Origin of the sequence: Arthrobacter sp. efr-133-TYG-118 (assembly GCF_030209755.1) — a bacterium.
GTDB lineage: Bacteria > Actinomycetota > Actinomycetes > Actinomycetales > Micrococcaceae > Arthrobacter.
In genome coordinates, this window is the sequence record NZ_JARVRH010000020.1 from 73,701 (window position 1) to 94,777 (window position 21,077).

At 63.8% G+C, this 21,077-nt stretch carries 21 protein-coding genes; 7 read left to right on the plus strand and 14 right to left on the minus strand.

Annotation, left to right across the window (positions count from 1 at the left end; all coding sequences use genetic code 11):
- Positions 1–55: 55 nt before the first annotated feature.
- Positions 56–415 (minus strand): hypothetical protein, encoded by a 360-nt coding sequence (locus QRN59_RS16435; protein ID WP_284983559.1) that lies wholly within the window; start codon positions 413–415, stop codon positions 56–58.
- Between the two features lie 55 nt (positions 416–470).
- On the opposite strand from QRN59_RS16435, the gene QRN59_RS16440 reads away from it, so the two are divergent.
- Both QRN59_RS16440 and ocd read left to right on the plus strand, forming a co-directional pair.
- Positions 471–902 carry an Lrp/AsnC family transcriptional regulator gene (locus QRN59_RS16440; protein WP_284983560.1) on the plus strand — a complete coding sequence of 144 codons (432 nt, stop codon included), beginning with the start codon at positions 471–473 and terminating at the stop codon, positions 900–902.
- A 159-nt stretch (positions 903–1,061) separates the two neighbouring features.
- Positions 1,062–2,093, plus strand: coding sequence for an ornithine cyclodeaminase (gene ocd, locus QRN59_RS16445; RefSeq protein WP_284983561.1), 1,032 nt, complete (start codon positions 1,062–1,064; stop codon positions 2,091–2,093).
- 62 nt (positions 2,094–2,155) lie between these two features.
- On the opposite strand, the gene QRN59_RS16450 is transcribed toward ocd, so the two are convergent.
- Genes QRN59_RS16450 through QRN59_RS16460 form a run of 3 tightly spaced genes read right to left on the minus strand, consistent with a single transcriptional unit; the run spans position 2,156 to position 4,826 of the window.
- A complete protein-coding gene (locus QRN59_RS16450) occupies positions 2,156–2,683 on the minus strand; it encodes a cupin domain-containing protein (protein ID WP_284983562.1) in 528 nt (175 codons plus the stop codon).
- On the minus strand, positions 2,680–3,030 hold the full coding sequence (locus tag QRN59_RS16455) for a PAS domain-containing protein (RefSeq protein ID WP_284983563.1): 351 nt from the start codon (positions 3,028–3,030) through the stop codon (positions 2,680–2,682). The genes QRN59_RS16450 and QRN59_RS16455 overlap by 4 nt, the downstream gene beginning before the upstream one ends.
- 47 nt (positions 3,031–3,077) lie before the next feature.
- Positions 3,078–4,826 carry a GMC oxidoreductase gene (locus tag QRN59_RS16460; protein ID WP_284983564.1) on the minus strand — a complete coding sequence of 583 codons (1,749 nt, stop codon included), beginning with the start codon at positions 4,824–4,826 and terminating at the stop codon, positions 3,078–3,080.
- Between the two features lie 177 nt (positions 4,827–5,003).
- Between QRN59_RS16460 and QRN59_RS16465 the strand changes: the two genes are divergently transcribed.
- Positions 5,004–5,561 carry a hypothetical protein gene (locus tag QRN59_RS16465; protein ID WP_284983565.1) on the plus strand — a complete coding sequence of 186 codons (558 nt, stop codon included), beginning with the start codon at positions 5,004–5,006 and terminating at the stop codon, positions 5,559–5,561.
- 24 nt (positions 5,562–5,585) lie between these two features.
- On the opposite strand, the gene QRN59_RS16470 is transcribed toward QRN59_RS16465, so the two are convergent.
- A complete protein-coding gene (locus QRN59_RS16470) occupies positions 5,586–6,200 on the minus strand; it encodes a PRC-barrel domain-containing protein (protein ID WP_284983566.1) in 615 nt (204 codons plus the stop codon).
- Positions 6,201–6,305: 105 nt separating this feature from the next.
- The gene (locus QRN59_RS16475; RefSeq protein WP_284983567.1) at positions 6,306–7,505 is read right to left on the minus strand and encodes an ArsB/NhaD family transporter; all 1,200 of its coding nucleotides are present in this window, start codon (positions 7,503–7,505) and stop codon (positions 6,306–6,308) included.
- 82 nt (positions 7,506–7,587) lie between these two features.
- On the opposite strand from QRN59_RS16475, the gene QRN59_RS16480 reads away from it, so the two are divergent.
- A complete protein-coding gene (locus QRN59_RS16480; protein WP_284983568.1) occupies positions 7,588–8,097 on the plus strand; it encodes a DinB family protein in 510 nt (169 codons plus the stop codon).
- 81 nt (positions 8,098–8,178) lie between these two features.
- On the opposite strand, the gene QRN59_RS16485 is transcribed toward QRN59_RS16480, so the two are convergent.
- The gene (locus QRN59_RS16485) at positions 8,179–9,120 is read right to left on the minus strand and encodes an aminodeoxychorismate lyase (protein WP_284983569.1); all 942 of its coding nucleotides are present in this window, start codon (positions 9,118–9,120) and stop codon (positions 8,179–8,181) included.
- Between the two features lie 109 nt (positions 9,121–9,229).
- On the opposite strand from QRN59_RS16485, the gene cls reads away from it, so the two are divergent.
- On the plus strand, positions 9,230–10,702 hold the full coding sequence (gene cls, locus QRN59_RS16490; protein WP_284983570.1) for a cardiolipin synthase: 1,473 nt from the start codon (positions 9,230–9,232) through the stop codon (positions 10,700–10,702).
- Between the two features lie 3 nt (positions 10,703–10,705).
- On the opposite strand, the gene QRN59_RS16495 is transcribed toward cls, so the two are convergent.
- The gene (locus QRN59_RS16495) at positions 10,706–11,155 is read right to left on the minus strand and encodes a MarR family winged helix-turn-helix transcriptional regulator (protein WP_284983571.1); all 450 of its coding nucleotides are present in this window, start codon (positions 11,153–11,155) and stop codon (positions 10,706–10,708) included.
- A gap of 112 nt (positions 11,156–11,267) precedes the next feature.
- Here QRN59_RS16495 and QRN59_RS16500 point away from each other — a divergent pair, with 112 nt between their 5' ends.
- Entirely contained in the window at positions 11,268–12,365 is a 1,098-nt protein-coding gene (locus QRN59_RS16500) for an FAD-dependent oxidoreductase (protein WP_284983572.1), read from the plus strand.
- 36 nt (positions 12,366–12,401) lie between these two features.
- Here QRN59_RS16500 and QRN59_RS16505 read toward each other — a convergent pair whose 3' ends face one another.
- A complete protein-coding gene (locus QRN59_RS16505) occupies positions 12,402–12,866 on the minus strand; it encodes a DUF8821 family protein (RefSeq protein WP_284983573.1) in 465 nt (154 codons plus the stop codon).
- A 137-nt stretch (positions 12,867–13,003) separates the two neighbouring features.
- On the opposite strand from QRN59_RS16505, the gene QRN59_RS16510 reads away from it, so the two are divergent.
- Positions 13,004–14,584, plus strand: a complete 1,581-nt coding sequence (locus tag QRN59_RS16510) for an NCS1 family nucleobase:cation symporter-1 (RefSeq protein ID WP_284983574.1) — start codon at positions 13,004–13,006, stop codon at positions 14,582–14,584.
- Between the two features lie 3 nt (positions 14,585–14,587).
- Here the strand turns inward: QRN59_RS16510 and QRN59_RS16515 are convergent, their stop codons facing one another.
- The 5 genes from QRN59_RS16515 to uriH form a co-directional block, all read right to left on the minus strand.
- A complete protein-coding gene (locus QRN59_RS16515) occupies positions 14,588–16,660 on the minus strand; it encodes a chorismate-binding protein (protein WP_284983575.1) in 2,073 nt (690 codons plus the stop codon).
- On the minus strand, positions 16,657–17,217 hold the full coding sequence (locus QRN59_RS16520; protein WP_284983576.1) for a low molecular weight protein-tyrosine-phosphatase: 561 nt from the start codon (positions 17,215–17,217) through the stop codon (positions 16,657–16,659). The genes QRN59_RS16515 and QRN59_RS16520 overlap by 4 nt, the downstream gene beginning before the upstream one ends.
- Before the next feature lie 206 nt (positions 17,218–17,423).
- On the minus strand, positions 17,424–18,368 hold the full coding sequence (locus QRN59_RS16525; RefSeq protein WP_284983577.1) for a ribokinase: 945 nt from the start codon (positions 18,366–18,368) through the stop codon (positions 17,424–17,426).
- Entirely contained in the window at positions 18,365–19,792 is a 1,428-nt protein-coding gene (gene uriT, locus QRN59_RS16530; RefSeq protein WP_284983578.1) for a uridine transporter UriT, read from the minus strand. The genes QRN59_RS16525 and uriT overlap by 4 nt, the downstream gene beginning before the upstream one ends.
- Positions 19,793–20,815, minus strand: a complete 1,023-nt coding sequence (uriH, locus tag QRN59_RS16535; protein ID WP_284983579.1) for a uridine-preferring nucleoside hydrolase UriH — start codon at positions 20,813–20,815, stop codon at positions 19,793–19,795.
- Positions 20,816–21,077: the final 262 nt, after the last annotated feature.

A 21,077-nucleotide genomic window follows, 5' to 3' on the forward strand; every position in this document is an offset into this window, starting at 1 on the left:
TCATGTTCCGTAACCGGGCGGCAGTCAGGCTTGTGAAGGCTGGGAGCCGGTAGCCTTAGGCCTCGGTTTCATTGGGCAACGGTTCCAGGCTCGCCTGGATCCGGGGTGGAATGGAGTCAAACCGCGACGCTACTCCTGTGGGGGAGTGATGAAAAGTGGAACCTTGATGCTTCCGGATTTCCAGCAACTCGTGTACGGATATCCCGGTGGCCGTGGCGAGCGCATGCAGCGAGAGGCTGTTGTGATGAGCCAAGGCAAAAACCACGCCCGACAGGGCTTCGAAACCTTCTGTCTCGTAGATTTCCTTCACCAAGTTGGACATACCGTTCGCATCATCGATTGATCCCGCTGACGCACCAGTCGCCATGGCCGTCAGCGACCATGCAGCAGAGTCGGGGCTGATGTAGATGCTCATGTCGATACCCTACGGACTCAGGCCCGCTGGGGGAATGGGCGATACGTTTATCTTTATGGCAGCACTCACCGACCTTGACCGTCAGCTCCTCTCCGCCCTGCGGGAGGACGGCAGGGCCTCCGTGGCGAGCCTCGCGCGTAGGCTGGGCGTCGCCAGGGCAACCGTGAATAGCCGGCTCGAGCGTCTTGTCTCCTCCGGAACCATCGTTGGTTTCACTGCGAGGGTGCGCGACGAGGTCGATCCACTTGCGATTAGAGCAATTGCGCTCATCGCCGTGGAGGGAAGATCGGCCGACAAGGTTATTCGCCAGCTCAGGGGACTTCCGGAGATTTGGGCGCTGCACACCACCAACGGCGGATGGGACCTCGTGGCCGAGCTACGCACGGAAAGCCTCAGCGACTTTGACCAGGTACTCGGGAGGATCCGCGGCATCGAGGGGATCGTCAATAGTGAGACGAGCCTGTTGCTCAGCTCCGTCCTGCGGTAGTCGCCCGCATTACGGCGACTCGCGTGTGAGCACTATGTAAACGTGGGTTCGTCATTTTGCACGGATTTTCAATGAAAAGTACATACTTTGGTAATTGTGGATGCATATCGCCGCTCCGTAGCCTCGTAGCAACAGTGCTTATAAGGGAAAGGAGCGCACATGACGCGCTTTGTCGATGTCCGCAATATGGTTCGCTGGACGGCCGGGCGGGGTCCGGAGACCATCATCTCGGGGATGATTCAGTACTTGGAAGACGACTTCCGGCGGTGGGAGTCTTTTGACAAGACTCCGCGGGTGGCAAGTCACACGCCATTTGGGGTCATCGAGCTGATGCCCACCAGCGACCAGGAAACATACGGCTTCAAGTATGTAAATGGACACCCTTCGAATCCAGCGCGTGGCTTCCAGACCGTGACAGCTTTCGGTGTCCTGTCCGACGTCCACAACGGCTACCCGACGTTCCTTGCAGAAATGACGGTGCTGACAGCGCTGCGAACGGCGGCCACGTCCGGGATGGTCGCAAAGAAACTCGCGCGCCCCGATGCCCGAATCATGGCGATGATCGGAACCGGAACCCAATCGGAGTTTCAGGCCCTGGCCTTCCGGGCGTCCCTGGGCATAAACAGTGTCAGGATCTGGGACACGGATCCGGCGGCCATGGAGAAGTTCGTCCGGAACATGGCTCCGCTCGGCTTCGACATCACCATCGCGGGCTCGGCGGCTGACGCAGTGGAGGGCGCCGACATCATCACCACGTGCACGGCGGACAAAGCCAATGCCACTATCCTGACGGCAGACCAGGTTTCGCCCGGTGTCCACATCAACGCGATCGGTGGCGATTGCCCAGGGAAGACCGAACTCGACTCTGCCATCCTGCGCCTCGGCGATGTCTTTGTGGAATTCGATCCCCAGACGCGGATCGAAGGCGAAATCCAGCAAATGTCCGCCGATTTCCCCGTCACGGAATTCTGGCAGGTCCTGGGCGGGCACGCTCCGGGCCGGACCTCCAAGGACCAGATCACCATATTTGATTCCGTGGGCTTTGCGATCGAGGACTTTTCCGCCTTGCGTTACCTCCGCGATGCCGTTGAGGGTTCGGAATTCTTCGAGGAGATCGACCTCGTCGCGAACCCTGATGACCCCAAGGATCTCTTCGGTCTGGTGCGGGCGCTTTCTCCGATCGGATCCTGAAGCCTGGTGCGCCGGCCCCAGAACCGGCGCACCAGACGTTTTTAGCCGGCCATCGGGCCGCGCTATATGGCCGCCAGGCGCAGGATCAGCTCGGCATGCCCGGGGAACCTCAAAACGAGCGACTCGATGTCCCGTGCCGTCGGTTTCGCGGAGTCCGATCTCTCGTATCCCGGTGAGAGGCTGCAGCTGACCAAGGCGAACCCCGGACCGGCCAACTCGGCACCGAACCAGGTGGAGTTCGGGGCAACTGCCTGCAACGTTTCGCCGGCCTCCGGATCCGACCCCAACACGGCCTCGGAATAACCAAAGTCCTGATGTCCAAGCTCCCGGGAGAAGGTATGCAGCCTGATTGCCGTCCCCACGTGGAAGAACCAGAGTTCATCCTGCTTGAGGGCGTGCAACTGGAGGAACTCCCCGGCCTGAAGCAGGTACCAGTTGGAGCTGTAGAGCGGATGGTCGACGCCGAAGCGCGGAGGCAGCGCCGAACCGGCTATGTCCTCGTTGCTTGCCAGAGCGGGCGCGAACCAGCCGCCCACGATAGCGGGGGACATGTCCAACCGTTTGATCCAGTCCTCAGCGGCGGCGGTCATGTGACCGGATCCTTCAGTGAGAAGCAGACTGTGATCCCGATGATTTCCTTGCCCCCCAGGGCACGCAACAACCCTTTTTGGGTCACGATGTCCACATTCACCATGCCGCCCTCCTTGCTGGGGACGGCGATGGTTTCGTGGAAGTTGAGCAGCGGCTTTCCGCTTGCCATCACTTCCTTGTCGTGGGCGACGTGCTCCGCGCGCGAGTCCTGGTGTCCGATCAGCTCCGACTTGCTCATGCCCACCAGGTCCGCGAAGTTCTGGTTGACCCACAGAAAGACCGAATTCGCGTCCTTCACCACCCAGTACACGCCGTCCTGCCGGTCCAACACATCGGCGACGCTCATAGGCGGAACTGTGGGAAGGAGCGCCGGGTCCAGCGCAGGGGCGACGGTCACGGCGCGGCCGCCGCTCCGCCGTCGGCTTCCAGTCTTTCGGCGAGGTCCTGCGCCAGGGCCACCATTGTCATGGTCGGGTTCCAGGAACCGCCCGTGGGCCAGAGGCTGCCGCCTGTGACGAAGACGTTCTGCACGCCGTTGAGGCGATAGTCGATCCCGACGACGGCGTCCTCCTCTTCGCCGATCGGCAGGCTCGAGCTTTCGTGGACCAAGCCCGGTACGCGGCGCTCCGGGACGGCGGGACGCCCGGCGTCCCAGGTTCCGGCGTCGGGATCTCCGTGCCAATACTCGACGCGCTCCGCGCCCGAGGGTGACAGGACCCGCTCCAGCATCTGGAAGGTTCCCTCGTCCATGGTGTCCCACGTGTCGTCGTCGGTGGCGTTGGCCAGCACCTGCAATGTGACGTTGCAGGTCGGGTCCGCCCCGCCGGAAAGCCGCAAGTGGTTCTCCGGGTTGCTTTCATCCAGCTCGCCGAGGACGGCACAGACGAACACCAAGTAGTCCTCCGAAGACCGCAACTGGGCGAGCGAAGCCGTGGCGACGACGTCGGGGGCGTAGCGTTCGGACTTCTGGGCGTTCTTGTCCGGGCAACGGTCGGAGAGGACCGAAAGCTGCACGTGGTACTGCATACCGGCCGGGCTCTTGCCCGCCAAATAGATGGCCGCCAGTTCCAGCTCGCCGAGTTGTTCGCTGAAATCAAAATCCCCGCGGGGAACCCGGGCCACCACAGAGGTGATGAAGTGGGCGCTGAAGTGCCCACCGGCGCCTTGGACCTGCGGGAACGAATTGAGGACCAGGGTTGCCGGCGGAAGAGTGCCCATGGCCAGGACCAGGTTGGCGTTACCGACGTTCACCACGCCGCGGTTGGTGTTCAACGCCGTGGCCCGTCCGTCCTGCTGGAGCACGCTCAACACTGTGCAGTCCGTGACCATGCGAAGAGCGGCGCCCTTGCCCTGGGCCTCAAGTGCCGCTTGCTTGTCCGTCAGTTCCAGCAGGACTGCCGGCGTCGAGAATTTCGCGAAGTCCACGCCCGACGTCGCGCCGGTTGCCGCGGCGAGCGGGGCCGGCATGCTGCGGGTGGCGGAATCGATCTTGTGCAGGCCGGCCTCAAGCCGTTCCTGGAGGGCTTTCTGCATGATTCCGTAGACGGGGCGGGTGTCGTTGATGAGATTGACGACGTCGGCAGACCGTCCGGCGTCGATCTGGTCCGCCGAAACCACGTTGAGCAGGTCTTCCGCCGACGTGAAGTGCGACTTGGCGGCGTCCATCACTGCCCGTGGCCAGCCTCGCATCTCATCTTCCTCGGGGCGGGGGCACCACGCGCTCCACATGATGCTGCGTCCGCCGTAGAAAGGGACCATGCCGTGTTGCCAGGAAATCCTGCCCGGCGGCTGGGTGGCCGTGGCAGCCGCCAAGGTCCACGGGAAGGTCTCAGAGAGGCCTCCCAGGGTCTCCTTGTAGGGCAGGGGCAGGTTTTGGAAATGCTGTGGCAAGAAAAACGGACCCCGTTCAATGATCAGGATCCGTGCATGCGGGTTGACCGTCAGTGTCCGTTCAGCAAAGGCGTAGGCGCAGAACCCGCTGCCGATGACGATGTGGTCGAATTGTTCTTCTTCGCGGACTTTTTTCCATTCCCCCTCGGAGAGGAAGAAAACATGATCCATGACCTTCTGGGGCGAGGGATCCTGGGGTCCGGGCGTAGGAAAACCGTGATTGAAATTCTGGGACGAAGAAACTGCACTCACAATGATGCCCTCCATCAACTTTGCTGATTCCACGGCACCGTGAAACCAGGTGCCCGCTGGGCCTAGAGGCAGATCACCCTTCCCCAGCAGAGTTCACGGGACTAGTTAACTACTGCCGCCATGGCGGCACAATAGCGTTCGGCAAGCTAAATTTGACTGCCCGCTACACTCGGATTCATGCTGGGTCATGGGGGAACCGGAACCGTAGGGGTATTGCTGGCAGGGCTGATGCTCGCGGCCGGTTTGTCCGCCTGTGAATACACCGATGCCGGCGATCCGCGGCCGGCTCCCGGGCCAACTTTGAGTTCCCCGCCGCGGTTCCCGTTGCCCACCAAGGATCAGGCAACGTTAGCGCTCGAAGCCAGCAACCTCGTTGCCGCCAAGCAACTTCTCGGGGCAACCTCCGGGGCGGTGATCCTGGAGGATTCCGGCTCTGTGGGCGGCACCGTCGGCGGGGTCGGAAAGAGTGCGAGAGTGGAGGATGCAGGCTCGTATACCGTGACCGCAGCGTGTGTTGGCGCCTCGAATGTCCACCTTGTCATCGCCCAGGATCCACGGACCGGCCTGGCCGCGCAGGACCAGACGTTCGATTGCTCTGCTCCCTATGCCCGTGTTGTTCATCTGCAGCCCGGCGCGGTCAATGTCAGGGTCCTAGTGATCCGGCCTTATTCAGGCGCTTCCGCCGCGTCTAACAACGGGGGAGCAGCCGCGGTGAGGGTCACGGCGGGCGGCTGAAATCCTCCGGCAGACAGGCCGGGGCTATCGAATATTTCCCGGTTCCGGGAATGGCCCGGGTGGCCGATGCGGCGGCGGCGAACCGGGATGCGGGGGCTGGGGTACATGTTTGTGCAGGTGCGGCGGATGCGGGCCTGGATGCGGGGGCGGGGGTGGTGGGCCGCCGTGCGGCTGGGGGATCTGCGGGGCCATCTGCCGCAGGCTCGGTTCAGCCGCGGTCTCCTCGGGCACCGTCCCTCCTTCGTCGGTCCCGGCATCTTCATCGGTCCCGGCACCGTCGGCACCGGTTCCCGCGGCGGCACCTTCATCGGATGCCTCGGTCACGAGCCCGTAATAGTTGTAGAGTTCCTGCTCCTGGGTCTCCGTGATCACGCCGCGGTCACTCTCGATGCGCGGGCCGTTCTTGACCTTGTCCTTGGCGAAAGCCACCCTGATCACAGAATTCTCAAGACTGGCTCCGGAAAGCGGGGCGAAAGACTCGGACATGCCGAACAAGCCGGTCCGCACGGTAACAAACACAGGATCCCCGGAGTCACCACTGGTGAAGACCTGTTCCACTGAGCCGATTTTCTCCCCGGCGGCGTCCACGACAATCCCTCCGTTGAGGACGATGTTGTCAATGTCCTGCAGGCTGAGCATGGGGCGCATCCTTCTCGTATGGGGTGGCCGTGCCGGCCAAGCTGTTCTACATTCTGTCCTGATTCTTCGCGCCCGGCGATAGGGCCAGGCACGCGCCGAACGCACTCACTGTCCGGTGGCTGCGAGCACCGCCACTGCCGCAAACACGGTCAGAGGCGCGACAATCAATCCGAAGATCGCGTAGCCCTTCCACGTAATCAGGACATTCATCCGCGCGAGCCGGTCGTGCCACAGCAAGGTGGCGAGGGACGCCCACGGGGTGATGATCGGGCCCGCATTGACTCCGATCAGCAACGCCGCCATCCGCACAGGCGTCCCCGCCAGCGGTTCTGCGAGCAGGTACGCAGGCAAATTGTTGAGGACGTTGGAACCGGCTGCGCCCGTCGCGGCGAGCCGAACCAGATCCAGGAAGCCCTGGCCTTGTCCGGCCAGCTGACCCAGCAACACAGGAGCTCCCAGATGCCTGACGGCTTCCATCACCAGAAAGAGGCCCGAAGCGAACAGCAACAAGGACCAAGGAATCAAGGACACCTTGAGAACCCGAGGGCGCCGGAACGCGAACATGACGCCCAACACAACAGCCCCGGCCAGGGCCGGGATCCATACTGGGACCCCGGACACCAATGCGGGCAGCAGCAACGCCAGAACCACAGCACTGCATCCGAGCAGAACCCGGTCCGCGGCCGCAGGCCTGGATTCAGCGCCGGCTGGCTGATCCGGCCTGATCCGCCCGACCGGGATCCGTGAATAGCGGTTGCGCAGATCCCGCCGGAAGACGATAGCGATGAACAGCAGCGGTACGACGACGGCCGCAAGGGAGGGAGCCCACATCAGGCCAGCAAACCCGCCCGGAGTTATACCGCCAAGGCTGTGCTGGGCCAGAAGGTTGGTCAGGTTGGAAATGGGCAGCAGCAGGCTTGCCGTGTTGGCCAGCCACACGGTCGTCAGCGCGAAAGGCAGGGCCGGCAGTCCGGCTTGTCGCGTCACACTGACCACCACCGGGGTCAGCAACACTGCCGTTGTGTCCAAAGACAGGAAGACGGTACTCAGCGTCGCGAAGACGGCCAGGAACAGCCATAAAAGAATGCTGTATCCGCGGCCCCAATAGCGGAGCCGGCGGGCAGTCCAAAGGAATACCCCGGCCTCACTGCACAGCTCAGTCACAACCGTCATCGCGACGACGAACAGCAGGATCGGAGCCACCCGATCCACGAGGGCCATCAGATCGGTGAAAGGCAGAGCCCCCGTGGCGATCGCCACGGCACCCGCCCCAAGCAGAACCGCTCCAATGATCGCCAAACGCATGAACGGAGTCTATTCTCTGGCATGCGATCCTCAGGTCACGAACGCTAAGCTCGGATCACGTCGATACTGACTGAATCCCTGCTTGACGGAGAACGTAGGTGCAACTGTGACGCTTGCCGAGGACATCTTCAACCGGCCAATTCGGGCCCAATTCGAGGCATTCATCGACGAGCACCGGCGCGTGCTCGATGACTGCTTGAACGGGTTGACGGAGGAGCAGTCGCGGCGGTCATTGGTCCCGTCCCGTACCACCTTGCTGGGCCTCGTGAAACACGCGACCTTCGTGGAGAAGGTCTGGTTCGACGAAGCCATCACCTGCCGTTCCCGTGCCGAGATCGGTATCCCTGCGACGCCGGACGAATCGTTTATCCTCGATGACGGCGACACCATCGCTTCAATCCAGCAGGCACACCGCGAGGCATGCGAAGCATCGCGCCGGGCGACATCGTCCTTGGGGCTCGACGACATGCTCAACGGCAACCGACGCGGCCCGCTCCCGCTGCGCTGGGTCTACCTCCACATGCTCCGCGAGCTTGCTCAACACTGCGGGCACGCAGACATCCTGCGCGAGCAGATCCTCGCACCCAAGTGACTCGCAGTAGATGTCGTTTAGGGCGCTCTAAACGACATCTACTGCTAGCTAGTTGGGCAGGCGGAGCGGCAGCCCCGAGCCCTACTCGATCCCCGCAAACAGCTCGTTAAGTTCGGCTGTCAGCTGTTTGCGCATGGCCGGGGTTCCGATCTCCCTGCCGTCCACATGGTTGACGGGCGCGATGAGCCGGATGCTCGAGATCAGCCACACCGCATCGGCGTCGAACAGGTCTTCCGGGACCAGCGGGCCGTAGCCGAGCTCCCATCCCGCTGCCTTTGCCTTGGCGAAAAGGGCGTCCTGGGACGTGCCCGGCAGGATGCCGCTGTCCAGTTGCGGAGTGATCAGGCGCTTGACGGTGCGTACTGAGCCGGCGCCGTCGTCGACCGTTTCAACGTGGGCCAGCAACACCGTGGAGGTCGGACCCTCCAGAACACGGCCGTCTGTTGAGGTGAAGATGGCGTCGTCCGCGCCTTGCTTGTGTGCGTAGCGCAGCGCGGCCATGTTCACGGCGTAGGAGAGAGTCTTGGCGCCGAGCAGCAGCCAGGGGGCGCGGTCGCCCGCCTCGGTGTCGAAGCCACGGTCAAGGAGTACGACGTCGATGCCCGTCTCGCGCTGCCGGCGACTGCCCGCGGGTGACGGCGAAGCCTGGATCCAGCACGTGGGAGTCGATGCGCCTTCGACGCCGCGCGTCACCAGCAGTTTGACGACCACCTCGTCCTCGGCCGGGCTTGGCGCGGGGAAGGCGTCGCGGAATTCGGTGATCGCGGTGTCGATGGCACGGCGCCAGACGTCCTGCCCGGGAATGTTGAGGTCCAGTGCGCGGGCTGAGCCCTCAAGCCTGTTCAGGTGCGCTTGCACCTTGCGCGCACGGCCCTCGACGGCGAGCAGCGACTCGAAGACGCCGTCACCCCGGGTGGCGCCCAGGTCGGTTGCCATGAGCTGCGGCTGGCTGGAATCGGCGACGCGGCCGTTTTCGAACGCTGGATCCAGGAAAACGAGGACCGTCGAGGCAGGTAAAGTCATGCTTCCAGCTTAGTGCTGGCCCACAGGACGAGCAGTCGGGAGAGGTGCGCCAGATAGGCTGGCCTGACTGTTGGTTCTTTGATCGGCAATTTGATCGTGGGGGTGCGGGGTGCTGTTTCCTTTTCAGTTCGGGACAGAGTGGACTTGGCTCCTCGGCGCGTGGGCCATCGTTGAGATCGTCTTGCGCGTCGTGCTGCTCGGCGTCATCCCCGGAAACCGCCGCCCCACGACGGCCATGGCGTGGCTCCTTGCCGTCTTCCTCGTTCCGTCCGTCGGATTCGTCCTGTTCCTGTTGTTCGGCAATTTCCGCTTGTCCCGCCGTCGTCGGGAGCAGCAGGAGCAAGTCAACGATCGGGTGCGTGCAGGCACTTCGGCGCTCGCCGACGTCGTAAGCAATTACTCGGGACCCGAATGGGTGACGTCGGCTGGCGAACTGAACCGGCGCCTCGGCTCGCTGCCAATGGTGGACGGCAACTCCGTGGAGCTGATCCCCGGCTACGAAGAGTCCATCAAGGCCATGGCGGAAGCGGTCCGGGGGGCCAAAAAGTTCGTCAATGCAGAGTTCTACATCATGAGCAGTGACTCCGTCACGGACGAACTCCTCACCGAGTTGGAAAACGCAGCAGTGCGCGGCGTCAACGTCCGACTTCTGTTCGACCACATCGGCACGCTGCGGATCCCCGGCTACCGAAGACTCGTCCGCAGGCTGAAGCGCGGCCAGATCCAGTGGCGCCGCATGTTGCCGTTGTTGCCCATCCACGGCCAGTGGCGTCGTCCGGATTTGCGGAACCACCGGAAAATCCTGGTGATCGACGGCGAAATCGCCTTCACGGGCTCGCAGAACCTGATCGAGCCCTCCTACAACAACCCCAAGCACCGACGCGCCGGGCGTAAATGGGTGGAACTCATGGCGCGGATGGAGGGGCCGATCGTTGCCACCCTCAACGTCGTCTTCGCTACCGACTGGCTCAGCGAAACCGATGAATCCCTGGAAAACCAGTTGCAGGTCGCGGTCCGGGCAACGCCCGGCCGAATGACGGCCCAGGTGGTTCCCAGCGGCCCGGGGTTTGTCACGGAAAACAACCTGCGCCTGTTCAATACGCTGATCTACTCGGCCCAGCACCGCATCTCGATTTGCAGCCCGTACTTCGTGCCCGACGATTCGCTGTTGTACGCCATCACGACGGCGGCCCAGCGTGGCGTCGACGTGGAACTTTTTGTCTCCGAGAAGGGCGACCAGTTCCTCGTCCACCATGCCCAGCGCTCCTACTACGAGGCGTTGCTGGAAGCCGGGGTACGGATCTACCTGTACCGCGCGCCGTACGTGCTGCACGCCAAGCATTTCACCATCGACGAGGAAGTGGCCGTCCTCGGCTCCAGCAATATGGACATGCGCTCTTTCTCGCTCAACATGGAGGTGTCCGTGATGCTCCTGGGCGCCGAGGCCGTGGACAGCATGCGATCCGTGGAGTCGAGCTACCGGGAAATGTGCCGCGAGCTGACCCTGGAGGGCTGGCTGCACCGGCCGATGCTCGCCAAATACGTGGACAATGTGGCGCGACTGACCGCCACGCTGCAGTAAGGCTCAGTCCTCGGCGCAGGCCTCGTCCGCGGGTTCGCCGTGGATCCTCGACAACAGCCCATGGAGTTGCCGAAGCTCATCGGCGGAGAACCCGGCAAAGGCCTCCTGCTCGACGTCGGCCACCGAGACTTCAATCGACGCCACCGCGCGCTTGCCTTCCGCAGTGATTTCGACGATATGACGACGACGGTCCGCGGGATCGCGGCGTCGTTCCGCCAGCCCTTCGCGTTCAAGGTCGTTCAGGACCGCTACCAGTCCGCTCGCATCGATGGAGAGAGCATCGATCAGGCCCTGCTGACTGAGCGGCCCGGACTCGTCAAGCCGGCACAGCAGCACGGCATGCCTTGGGCTGAGCCCGGAGGAGTCCAGCGCTTGGCGGAGGCGCGTATTCATGATGCGCCCGTGGCGCGCCAAGAGAAACCCCAGTTGCTTTCCTGCTGCCGAAGAACTCATCAGGAAAATCTTATCACTGAGGAAATTATTGATGACATCCAATCGTTGTCCTTCATAAACGATCTGGGCGGCACGAGCCGAGCAGCGTGAGCTTTCTACCTAAGGAGTTGCCATGAATAACCAGGCTCCGCACCCCACTGTGGTGGTTATCGGCGGAGGCTACGGCGGGATCTCCGTAGCCAAGGCCCTGGACGAACACGCAACGGTTACCTTGGTGGAGCCCAAGGACGCTTTCGTACACAACATTGCGGCCCTCCGATCTGTGGTCCAACCGGATTTCCTGCCGCGGATGTTCCTTCCCTATGACCGTCTGCTGGTGCACGGCACGGTACTCCGTGACCGCGCAGTCCGGGTAGACGGGCACACCGTCGAGTTGGCCTCGGGTGCCAGCCTGGCGCCTGACTACATTGTCCTCGCGAGCGGTTCCAGCTACCCCTTCCCGGCCAAAAGTGATCGAGTGGTCACCACCGACGCCATCGCCCGCTACCAAGCAGCACATGATGACCTCAAACGCGCCGACAGGGTGATGCTGCTGGGCGCCGGGGCTGTAGGCCTTGAATTTGCGGGCGAGATCGCGGCTGCATGGCCGGAGAAGGACATAGTGATGGTGGATCTGGCGCCGGACATCCTTCCCGGGGCGTACGATCCACGGCTGCGGATTGAGGTCAACCGGCAGCTGGATGAACTCGGCGTTCGGCGAATTCTGGGGAATTCGTTGGTGCAATTGCCTCCGGTTCCTGCGGGTGAATTCGCCACCTTTACGGTCCGCACCACAGACGGTACTTCCATCCAGGCGGACATCTGGTTCCGCTGCTATGGAATAGCCCCGCAAACGGACTATGTGGCGGGAGACCTCCTTGCCGCACGGACCGCCGAGGGCTACCTGGACGTCACCCCCGAACTCCGAGTCACAGGCTTCGAGAACGTCTACGCCTTGGGCGACATTTCGGCGATCGACGTGAACAAAGCCGGCGTCGCGGGACGCGAGGCCGCTGTGGTTGCCAAGAACATCCAAGCCCAGATTGAGGACTCCGCGGAACTGGCCGCTTACACGCCGTCGAAGCCCGTCATCATCCTTCCGTTGGGGCCGTCCGGCGGCTCGGGACAGCTGCCCGACGGCGAGATCGCCAGTCCGGAGCTGATCTCCCAGATCAAAGGCCAACACATGATGATCGACCGCTACGTCGAAATGTTGAACCTCGGCGCATGAGCTGACTGCAGCGTTGCTTGGATGCAGTGGGCAGGGTCAGTACTCACCCTTGATCACGAAGAAGGAGCCGCGGATAACTCCTGCCAGCTTCGACTTCTGGCGAGCGAATTTGAAGCGTGACGCGAGTTCTTCCGGGATCTCCATGCCGTCGGCGAGCTTGAATCCGACCGCTCGCTTCCCGCCGGCCTCGATGCTGTACATAACGTTGATCGACAGCCCCGACTCGTAGAAGACGTAGGCCATCCGCAAACCGTCGACTTCGAAGGCAGTCGCTTCCAGCGGGCGGGAGCTGATGACGATGTCACGCTCGTCCCTCAGGATGCGGCTCACCCGTTCGACCACCTCGGGAACCTCGCTGGCAGGGCTCACGGCAAAGACGTGGTTGTATTTGTTTCGGTAATAGCGGCCCTCGTTGGCGCGCAACCCGGCGAGCGCCTCGGCAACGGGAGACGATTCCAGCCCGGCGGTAGAAACATTCTCGAAGTCAACGATGTGCGGCATGCACCCTCCTGGTAAGACGTATTTGGACCAATGCTAACGTGACGACGTTCCAGCACTCCCAAGGGGGCTTTCCTTCCGGCCGCAATGGGGCGATTCTGGAATTCCAAGCATGTTTGGAAGCGTTCTTCGGAGGCATCATGGCGCGGAAAAACGAGTCCCCGGCGGTGCAGGCACCGCCCGAGCCGGGAGACGAATACCCTGAGAAAGTCCGAATCCTTGCGGAGGGCCGATTGGTCAGCGACAGGCTGTGGAACGCGGACCTCGCACCGGCCCGGCAACGCAACTGGAGGGTCCGCAGCCTCTTCGCCCTGTGGATGTGCGACGTCCACAGCATTGCCGGTTACACCTTCGCGGCCGGCCTCTTCATCACCGGCCTGGTGGGCTGGCAAGTCTTCCTGGCCCTGGTCCTCGGCATTACCCTGGTCTACTTCCTCATGAACTTTGCCGGGACGGCCGGACAGAAGACCGGCGTCCCGTATCCGGTCCTGGCGCGGATGTCCTTCGGTCTCTTCGGTGCCAACCTGGCCGCCCTGATCCGGGCACTCATCGCCATCGCCTGGTACGGCATCCAGACCTGGCTCGCTTCGGAAGCCGTGCTGGTGCTCCTGTTTTCCGTGTGGCCCCAGTTGACCTCGCTCGATGGCCCGGACGTGCCACGCATCCTTGGCCTGACGCCGCTGGGTTGGGCGGCTTTCCTGGTCCTTTGGGCGGTCCAGCTGCTGGTCATCCGCCGGGGCATGGAGACGGTCCGGAAGTTCCAGGACTGGGCCGGTCCCGCCATCTGGGTGGCCATGTTCGCGCTCGCGATCTACATCCTGACGCAAGCGGGCAACAAGTTCAGCCTCTCGATCCCCGGCGTCGCGCCTTTGGACGGCCCGGCAGCCTTGACTCAGTTCTTCTCTGCCATCGCCCTGACAGTCACCTACTTCGCAGCGCTTCTCCTGAACTTCTGCGACTTCTCCCGGTTCTCGCCGGACCGCAAGACCATCCTGCGCGGCAACTTCTGGGGCCTCCCAGTGAACTTCATCGCGTTCGCCCTGGTCACAGTGGTGGTCACAGCCGGGGCGGCGTCCTATTTCACCGCGGACCAGTATGCCGGCCAGGACATGTTCAAGGTGATCACCGATCCGGTGGCGATCGTCCAGGCGATCAAGAATCCATGGATCACCATCATCGCCGCCATCACGTTTGTGGTGGCCACGATCGGCATCAACGTCGTAGCGAACTTCGTTTCGGCCTCCTACGACCTCGCCAACGTGGCCCCGCACCGCATCGACTTCCGCCGCGGCGGCCTTATCAGCGCAGTGCTCGCAATCGTGATCCTGCCCTGGAACCTCTTCAGCAGTCCCGTCGTGATCGTGTACTTCCTCGGCGGCCTGGGCGCGCTGCTTGGTCCGCTGTTCGGGGTCATCTTCACGGACTTCTTCCGTATCCGGCACCAGCGTTGCAAGATCTCGGACCTGTACCACGAGGACGAGAACGGCCTCTATTTCTACACCAAGGGCTGGAACCTCAAGGCCGTTGCCGCGCTGGTCCCTGCCGCCGTCGTCGCAGGTGTTTTGGCGCTGGTCCCGGCACTGCAGACCTTCCTCCCGGGAGGCTCGGGCCTGGGCCCGTATTCATGGTTCGTGGGGGCAATCCTGGCCAGCCTGATCTACTACACGATCACCCGCAACGACCCCCGGACCGTCCGCGCCCGGACAGAGGAACACGACTGACTCTCAGGTAGTGGGAAACTCCGCGCCGAGGGCCGAGAGCACGCCGAAGGCCTTGGTCCGGATTTCGTCGTATTCGTCCTGCGGCGTGGAGTCCGCCGTGATGGCCCCCCCGACGCCGAGACTGAGCGTGCGTCCGCCGTCGCCGTCGGGACCCATCACCAGGGTCCGGATCACGACGGCGAGATCCGTCGCCGCGTTGAGCGAAAAGTAGCCAATCGCGCCGGAGTAGACTCCGCGGGGTCCGGACTCCAAGCCATCGAGGATGTCCATGGTGCTGATCTTCGGGGCGCCCGTCATGGACCCGGCGGGGAACGCGGCCGCCACGGCCTCGGCCCGGGGTGCTCCGGGCCGCAGCCGGGCGTCGATAGTGCTCACCATCTGGTGCACCGTGGCGTAGCTTTCCACCACACACAGCCGGCTGACGGTCACCGATCCGGGGACGGCGAAATGGCTGAGGTCGTTGCGGAGTAAGTCCACGATCATGATGTTCTCGGCACGGTCCTTGAGCGAGGATTCAAGGCCACGCCGCAGGGCCTCGTCGATGACAGGATCGTTGGCCCGGCCCCTCGTGCCCTTGATCGGCTCGGCGCGCATGCCGCCGTCGGAGGTTATCCGCAGGAAGCGCTCCGGCGAGGTACTCGCGACCGTCAGATCGCCGAACCGCAAGTAGCTTGCGAACGGCGCCGGGTTGCGCTTTCGCAGCGCGAGGTAGCTCTCCCACGGGTCCAGCCCGGGATCCGGGGCGGTCACCGTGGTGGTCAGGCAGACCTCGTACGTGTTGCCTTCGGTGATCTGGAGCTGGGCGTCGATGATTTTGCTTTTGTACTCGTCCTCGGTGTCGCGGCTGGAGAACTCGGGCGCTACTGTACCGCTCCCGACGGCGGGATCCCCGGCCGAGTGCCTCGGCGTGCCGGCCCCTTGGGGTGGCGACGCCGCGGACAGCACGGCCTCGCGCGCAAGCCCAAGCCATTCGCCGGCGTCGGGAGCATCGATGGCAAGCAGCCAGACGGCAGCGTCACGGTGGTCGATCACTACGGCCCGGCCGGCGAAGAGCAACGCCGCATCCGGAGTGCCGGATTGGACATCGCTGCCGCCGGTCTCCCGCTTCAATTCATAGCCGAGGTACCCCAACCAGCCGAGCGTGAATTCGCAGTCATAGCCTTCGGGTGCACGCAAGGCCTTGCGGCCCCACACGGTCTCCAGCCAGCGGAAGAAGGGGCCGGTGGTCTCGACGGTGGCGCATCCGGCGCTGATCCGGGTGGCTCCGGAACTGTGCATTACAGCCTGGCCGAAGGAGCCGCCGTCGTCCGCCAGGATACTGAAGCGGCTGCGTTCGGCCGCGGCATCGCTGGCTGTGCCCCTGTTGGAGGACGTGTTGGAGGAATCGAGCCAGACGGCGTTGGTGGACTTGGCATACAGCGCTTGGAACAGGGCCGCGGCGTCCGGCGTGGCGTCGATCTGTTCGGCCTTGAGCTGCAAGCCGCGGCGTGCCGAGAGCTCGGGAGCCAGCACAGGGGAGAGCGAAGGGAGGTAGTTCAGCGCCTGCAGGGCGTCATCCGGGGCATCGCCGTCCGCCCGGTTCAGCACCCGGACGTCGGTGTGGTCGAGGACGTCGTCGGTCTCCAGCCACTCGTCCTCCTGCGCAGCCCAGCTGTCCCAGAACGGTTCGTAGCTGCTGCCGTCCCGGGCCATCGCGCGGTGCCGGCGATCGTCGTCGGGAGCGTCCACCCAGACCACGGCGTCCAGCATGGGCCGGGCGCCACTCGCGGCTGCCCCGACGCCCTCGACAATGACGATTTCGGCAGGCAAGGTGACGTGGCTGCGCCCGTCGTAGTGTTTCTCCCAGTCCCAACTAACCCACTCGGCGGCGTCCCCGTGCCTCAGTGGCGCCAAGACCGTGGTGATGTACCGCTCGATGCCCGCGGCGAGGCCGTTCCAGCCCGGATAGATGTCCTCAAGATGGAACAGCGACACCTTGTGATGCATGCGGAGGCGGGCGGCAAGTTCGACGGCGAGGGTAGTCTTTCCCGCGCCGGACCGGCCATCGATGGCGATGATCACGGGTGCTGGGGTCATGAAATAGAGCGTACCTGCTGCGGGTCGAGGTGCTGTGCGTGCTGCCTGGCGGCAAGGACGTCCCGCGTGGAAGCGACGATGCCGGGAACGGCCGCGCGGATGAGGTCCCAGGTGACGTCGAAATCGTGATGGCCGCCGTACCAGGGATCCTCGATGCCCAGGTCCAAGGTGCTCCGGCCCGCGACGGATGGGTCGAAACTGCGCAGCATCCGGATCTTGGCGAGTGCCTCCGAATCCGGGGCGGCCTCGTGGAGCCAGCCGTAATGATCCACGTCGAGGGCCAAAATCAGGTCCCGCTCCCGGAACCACTCCTGGCGCCAACTCCTGGCGATGTGACCCTCGGAGCGGATGCGGTGTGCCGAAAGGACCCGGGCTGCGCGTGGATCGATGGGGTGCCCGGCCTCGTAGGACGTGGTTCCCGCGGAGTCCACAACCACCGCTCCACCGAGCCCTCCGGCGTCGAACGCTTCAGTCAACATCAGTTGCGCCATGGGTGAGCGGCAGATGTTTCCCGTGCAGACGGTGATGATGCGGTATGGGCTCGACGCTGAGTACATGGAGCAAGCATGGGGGATGCCACCCCGTCTTGGCTAGTCAAAAGGAAAGGGAGATTACAGAATTTGTAAAGTCGCTGGTGGAGGCGTACAAGCGGATGCTCCCCGGCCTCAACTTCCTACCAATTTTGGCCGCCGGTGACGCCGCCGAGGGCGGTTTTCCGGGGGTTTGAAAGCGGAAAACTGGTAGGAAGTTGAGGCGGTCTGAGTCAGGAAATCCGCAAGTGCTCCAGGACTTCCGCAGCCCCGGGGTAGGCGGCCTGGGTGCCCTTCTTGGTGGTGGCGAGCGCTGCGGCAACCGAAGCGAACGCCGCGGCTTCGGCCAGGGTTTCGCCCGCGGCGAGGCGGGCCGCGACGGCACCGGTGAAGGCGTCCCCTGCACCGGTCGTATCCACGGCATTGACCTTGGTGGGCGCGATCCGGGAGATCTGTTCCCCGGAAACGGCGAGGGAATCCAACACCACCGAGCCATGGGAGCCGAGCGTAACCAATACCCGTTGCAATCCCCGCTCGGCGAACTGGCTTCGGACAGGCTCCCAGGCGCTTGCGTGCGCGCCCGGGTGGGGCATCTCGGCGTCGCCCAGGAACATGGAGGCTTCGTGGGCGTTGACCAGCAGCACATCGCTCAAAGCGGCCAGGCTTTGCGGGATCTCGGCGTACGGCGAGAGATTCAACAGAACCGTTGCCCCGGCGTCGTGCGCTGTTTTAGCGGCAGCCTCGACAGTCTCAAGGCTGACCTCCAGGCAGAGGCAGAGCACAGCGGCGTCGTCGAAGGCGTCCGCCGACACGTCGGCCGGGGCGAGCGTTCCGTTGGCACCGGCCGAAATGATGATGTTGTTCTCACCGGTCGCATCTACCGCGATAACCGCGACGCCGGTGGCCACATCCGCGGAACGGCGGACGCGTGAAACGTCCACCCCAGCCCCTTCCGTGGAGGCGAGGAGCATGTCGCCATTGGAGTCGTTTCCGACCGCGCCGATCAGGCTCACCGTGCCGCCCAGCTTGCTCGCCGCGACAGCCTGGTTGGCGCTCTTGCCGCCGGGATTGACCACGAAACCGTTGCCGTGGACTGTTTCACCCGGGAGCGGGAGCCGTTCGCAATAGATGGTCAAGTCCGCATTCAGGGACCCGACGACGACGATCCTGCGGTTCACTTTTCAACCTCGGCTTCGAGGGGCTTGGGGATGAGCAGCGACGCCGCGAAGGCGGCGACGGTGATGGCCAGGCCGACGACGACGACCGTCAAGTACGAGGCCTTGGCGTCGCCCAGCGCCGAGGTCGCCACAAGGACGGCCGGCAACACCAGGAAGCTCAGGCCGGCGCCGAGGTTGAAGGCTCCGGCGTTCATGCCGGGCAGGAAGCCGGGGTTGCCGGCGGGAGAGAGGACAACTCCGAGTCCGTTGAGCATGATGTTGACCGTACCGGCGTACATGATGCCGAGCAAGGCTGTTCCCAGGATCATGATCGGCAGGCTGCCGAGGCCGAAGAACGCGATGATTGCCAGGGCCGCGATGCTGCCCAGCATGCCGATGCGCAGGACTTTGGTGTAGCCGAGTACGGGTGCGAGCCGGCCGCTGATTGGTCCGAATACCCAGCCGAGGAGGGCGTACGGCGTGAGGATCATGAGCGACATCTCGGTGGGGCCGACCCCGAATCCCGGTGCCGCGGCCTGGACGTAGGCCGGGACGATGCCGTTGATGACTGCGAAGATGCCGGTCATGGCGAGGGTGGTGGTCAGCAGAGGCGCCCACGTGGAACGCTGGCGAAGGTGGATCGTTTCCACCATCGGCTCCTTGGAGCGCTTCTCCACTGTCCAGAAGGCGGCGAACGCGGCCGCAGCGACCACAATCAGTCCGATGGCCAGCATGAGCGTTCCGGAAGAGAAGGCGCCGACCAGCTTGGATCCCTCATTGAGGGCTGTCAGGAGTGCGCCCACCGCGATGACAATGAAGAACACGCCGAGCCAGTCCATGCCTGTACCAGCGGCAGGCTTGCTCTCCCCGGAAAGGATCGCGATCAAGGCCGTGGCCACGATTGCGAGGCCGACCATGAGCCAGAAGATGCTGCGGAATCCGAAGTGCTCGGCGAAGTAGCCGCCCACGAAGGAGTCGACGCCGGCAACGCCGCCGTTGACTGCCGTGATGAGGCCCATAAGGGCTCCATACTTGCGCGGGTTGTTGACCGCGGAGCGCAGCATGATGAGGCACAGCGGGACGGTGGGGCCACTGACGCCCTGGACGATGCGGCCCACGAAGAGCCACGTCACGTCGGGCGCCATGGCTGCGATGACCGAGCCGACGGCCATCAGCAGCATCATGCCGATGAGGATCTTCTTGCGGCCGACGATGTCGCTCAGGCGCGGCAGGAAGAGCGAGAACAGGGCTGCTGCCGTGAAGAACCAGGTCTGGGAGAGGCCGATGACCGCCTGGTCCGTGTGGAGTTCGTTGCCCATGGTGACCAGGGCCGGGCTGAGCATGGAAGCGTTGAGCTGGAAGGCTACGCAGGCGGCCAGCAGGGCAACCATGAGGGCGGCAACGTTGCCGCGGTTGGTCTTGGATTCATTGATGAGGGTGGTCATTTACTTGGCCTCTCCTGCGACGTTGCCGGCGACGACGGCGGCGGGAGTGCCGCCGTCGCCGGGCTCGCCGATGCGGATGATCGCGTCAGTGACGAGGTTCCAGAACTTCTCGTGGTCGAGGTCGACGGCGACGGAGGTGTGGCAGTCGGCCGGTGCGGGGGCGCGGAAATCGGCCACGGTCATGCCAAGGGTGAGCTTGCCCTGCAGCTCGATGTCGACGGGGACCTTGCGGGTAGTCATCACGGTGGGGTCGATGACGTAGGCCACGGCGCAGGGATCGTGCACCGGGGGATAGTCAAAGCCCTGGGCGTCCTTGTAGGTCTTGGTGAAGAACTCCATCAGTTCCATGACGAACTTGGCCGGCTTGGTACCCACGGCGGCGATCTTCTCAACGACCTCGGGAGTGGCCAGGGCCTGGTGCGTGAGGTCCAAACCGACCATCACCACGGGCCACTTTTCGTTGAAGACGATGTGTGCGGCCTCGGGGTCGATAATGATGTTGAATTCGGCCACTGCACTCCAGTTGCCTACGTAGTAGCCGCCGCCCATGAGGACGACTTCCTTGACGCGTTCAACGATGCGCGGCTCCTTGCGGGCGGCCATGGCGATGTTGGTGAGTCCCGCGGTGGGGACCAGGGTCACGGTGCCCGGCTCGTGCGCCATGATCGTTTCGATGATCAGGTCGACGGCGTGGCGCGGGTCCAGCTCGATGGTGGACTGGGGCTGCTCGGGGCCGTCCATGCCGGTTTCGCCGTGGATGTCGGGCGCGGTTTCGATGGAGCGGACGAGTGGGCGGTCGCAGCCGGCGGCAAAGGGAACACCGGTGATGCCTGCGATGGTGCCCACCGACAGGGCGTTGCGGGTGACCTTTTCGAGGGTCTGGTTACCCACCACCGTGGTGACGGCGAGCAGTTCGATGTCCGGGTTGCCGTGGGCCAGCAGCAGGGCCACGGCGTCGTCATGCCCGGGATCACAATCCAGGATGATCTTCTTGCGTTCACGGGTCATGGTGTTGGGGTCCATGTTCATCTCCACGTCATTGGGGCCTGCCGAGGCAGGGCGCTAAAGCATTCAGAGGAATTCTGGCACTGGCTTGCATGTCACGTCAAACGCTTAACGTCCCCACCCGCACCCTATCCTCGCAAGCTCGGACAGGGAACCCGGCGGGCGTGGGCCCATTCTGCGTCAAGCGCTTGATGCCTTGCGGCATGGGAGATGGCTGATTCCCCGCTACCATCGTTGTATGGAATCCGCGGAACCAGTGCATCGGGCCCTAGGCCGTACG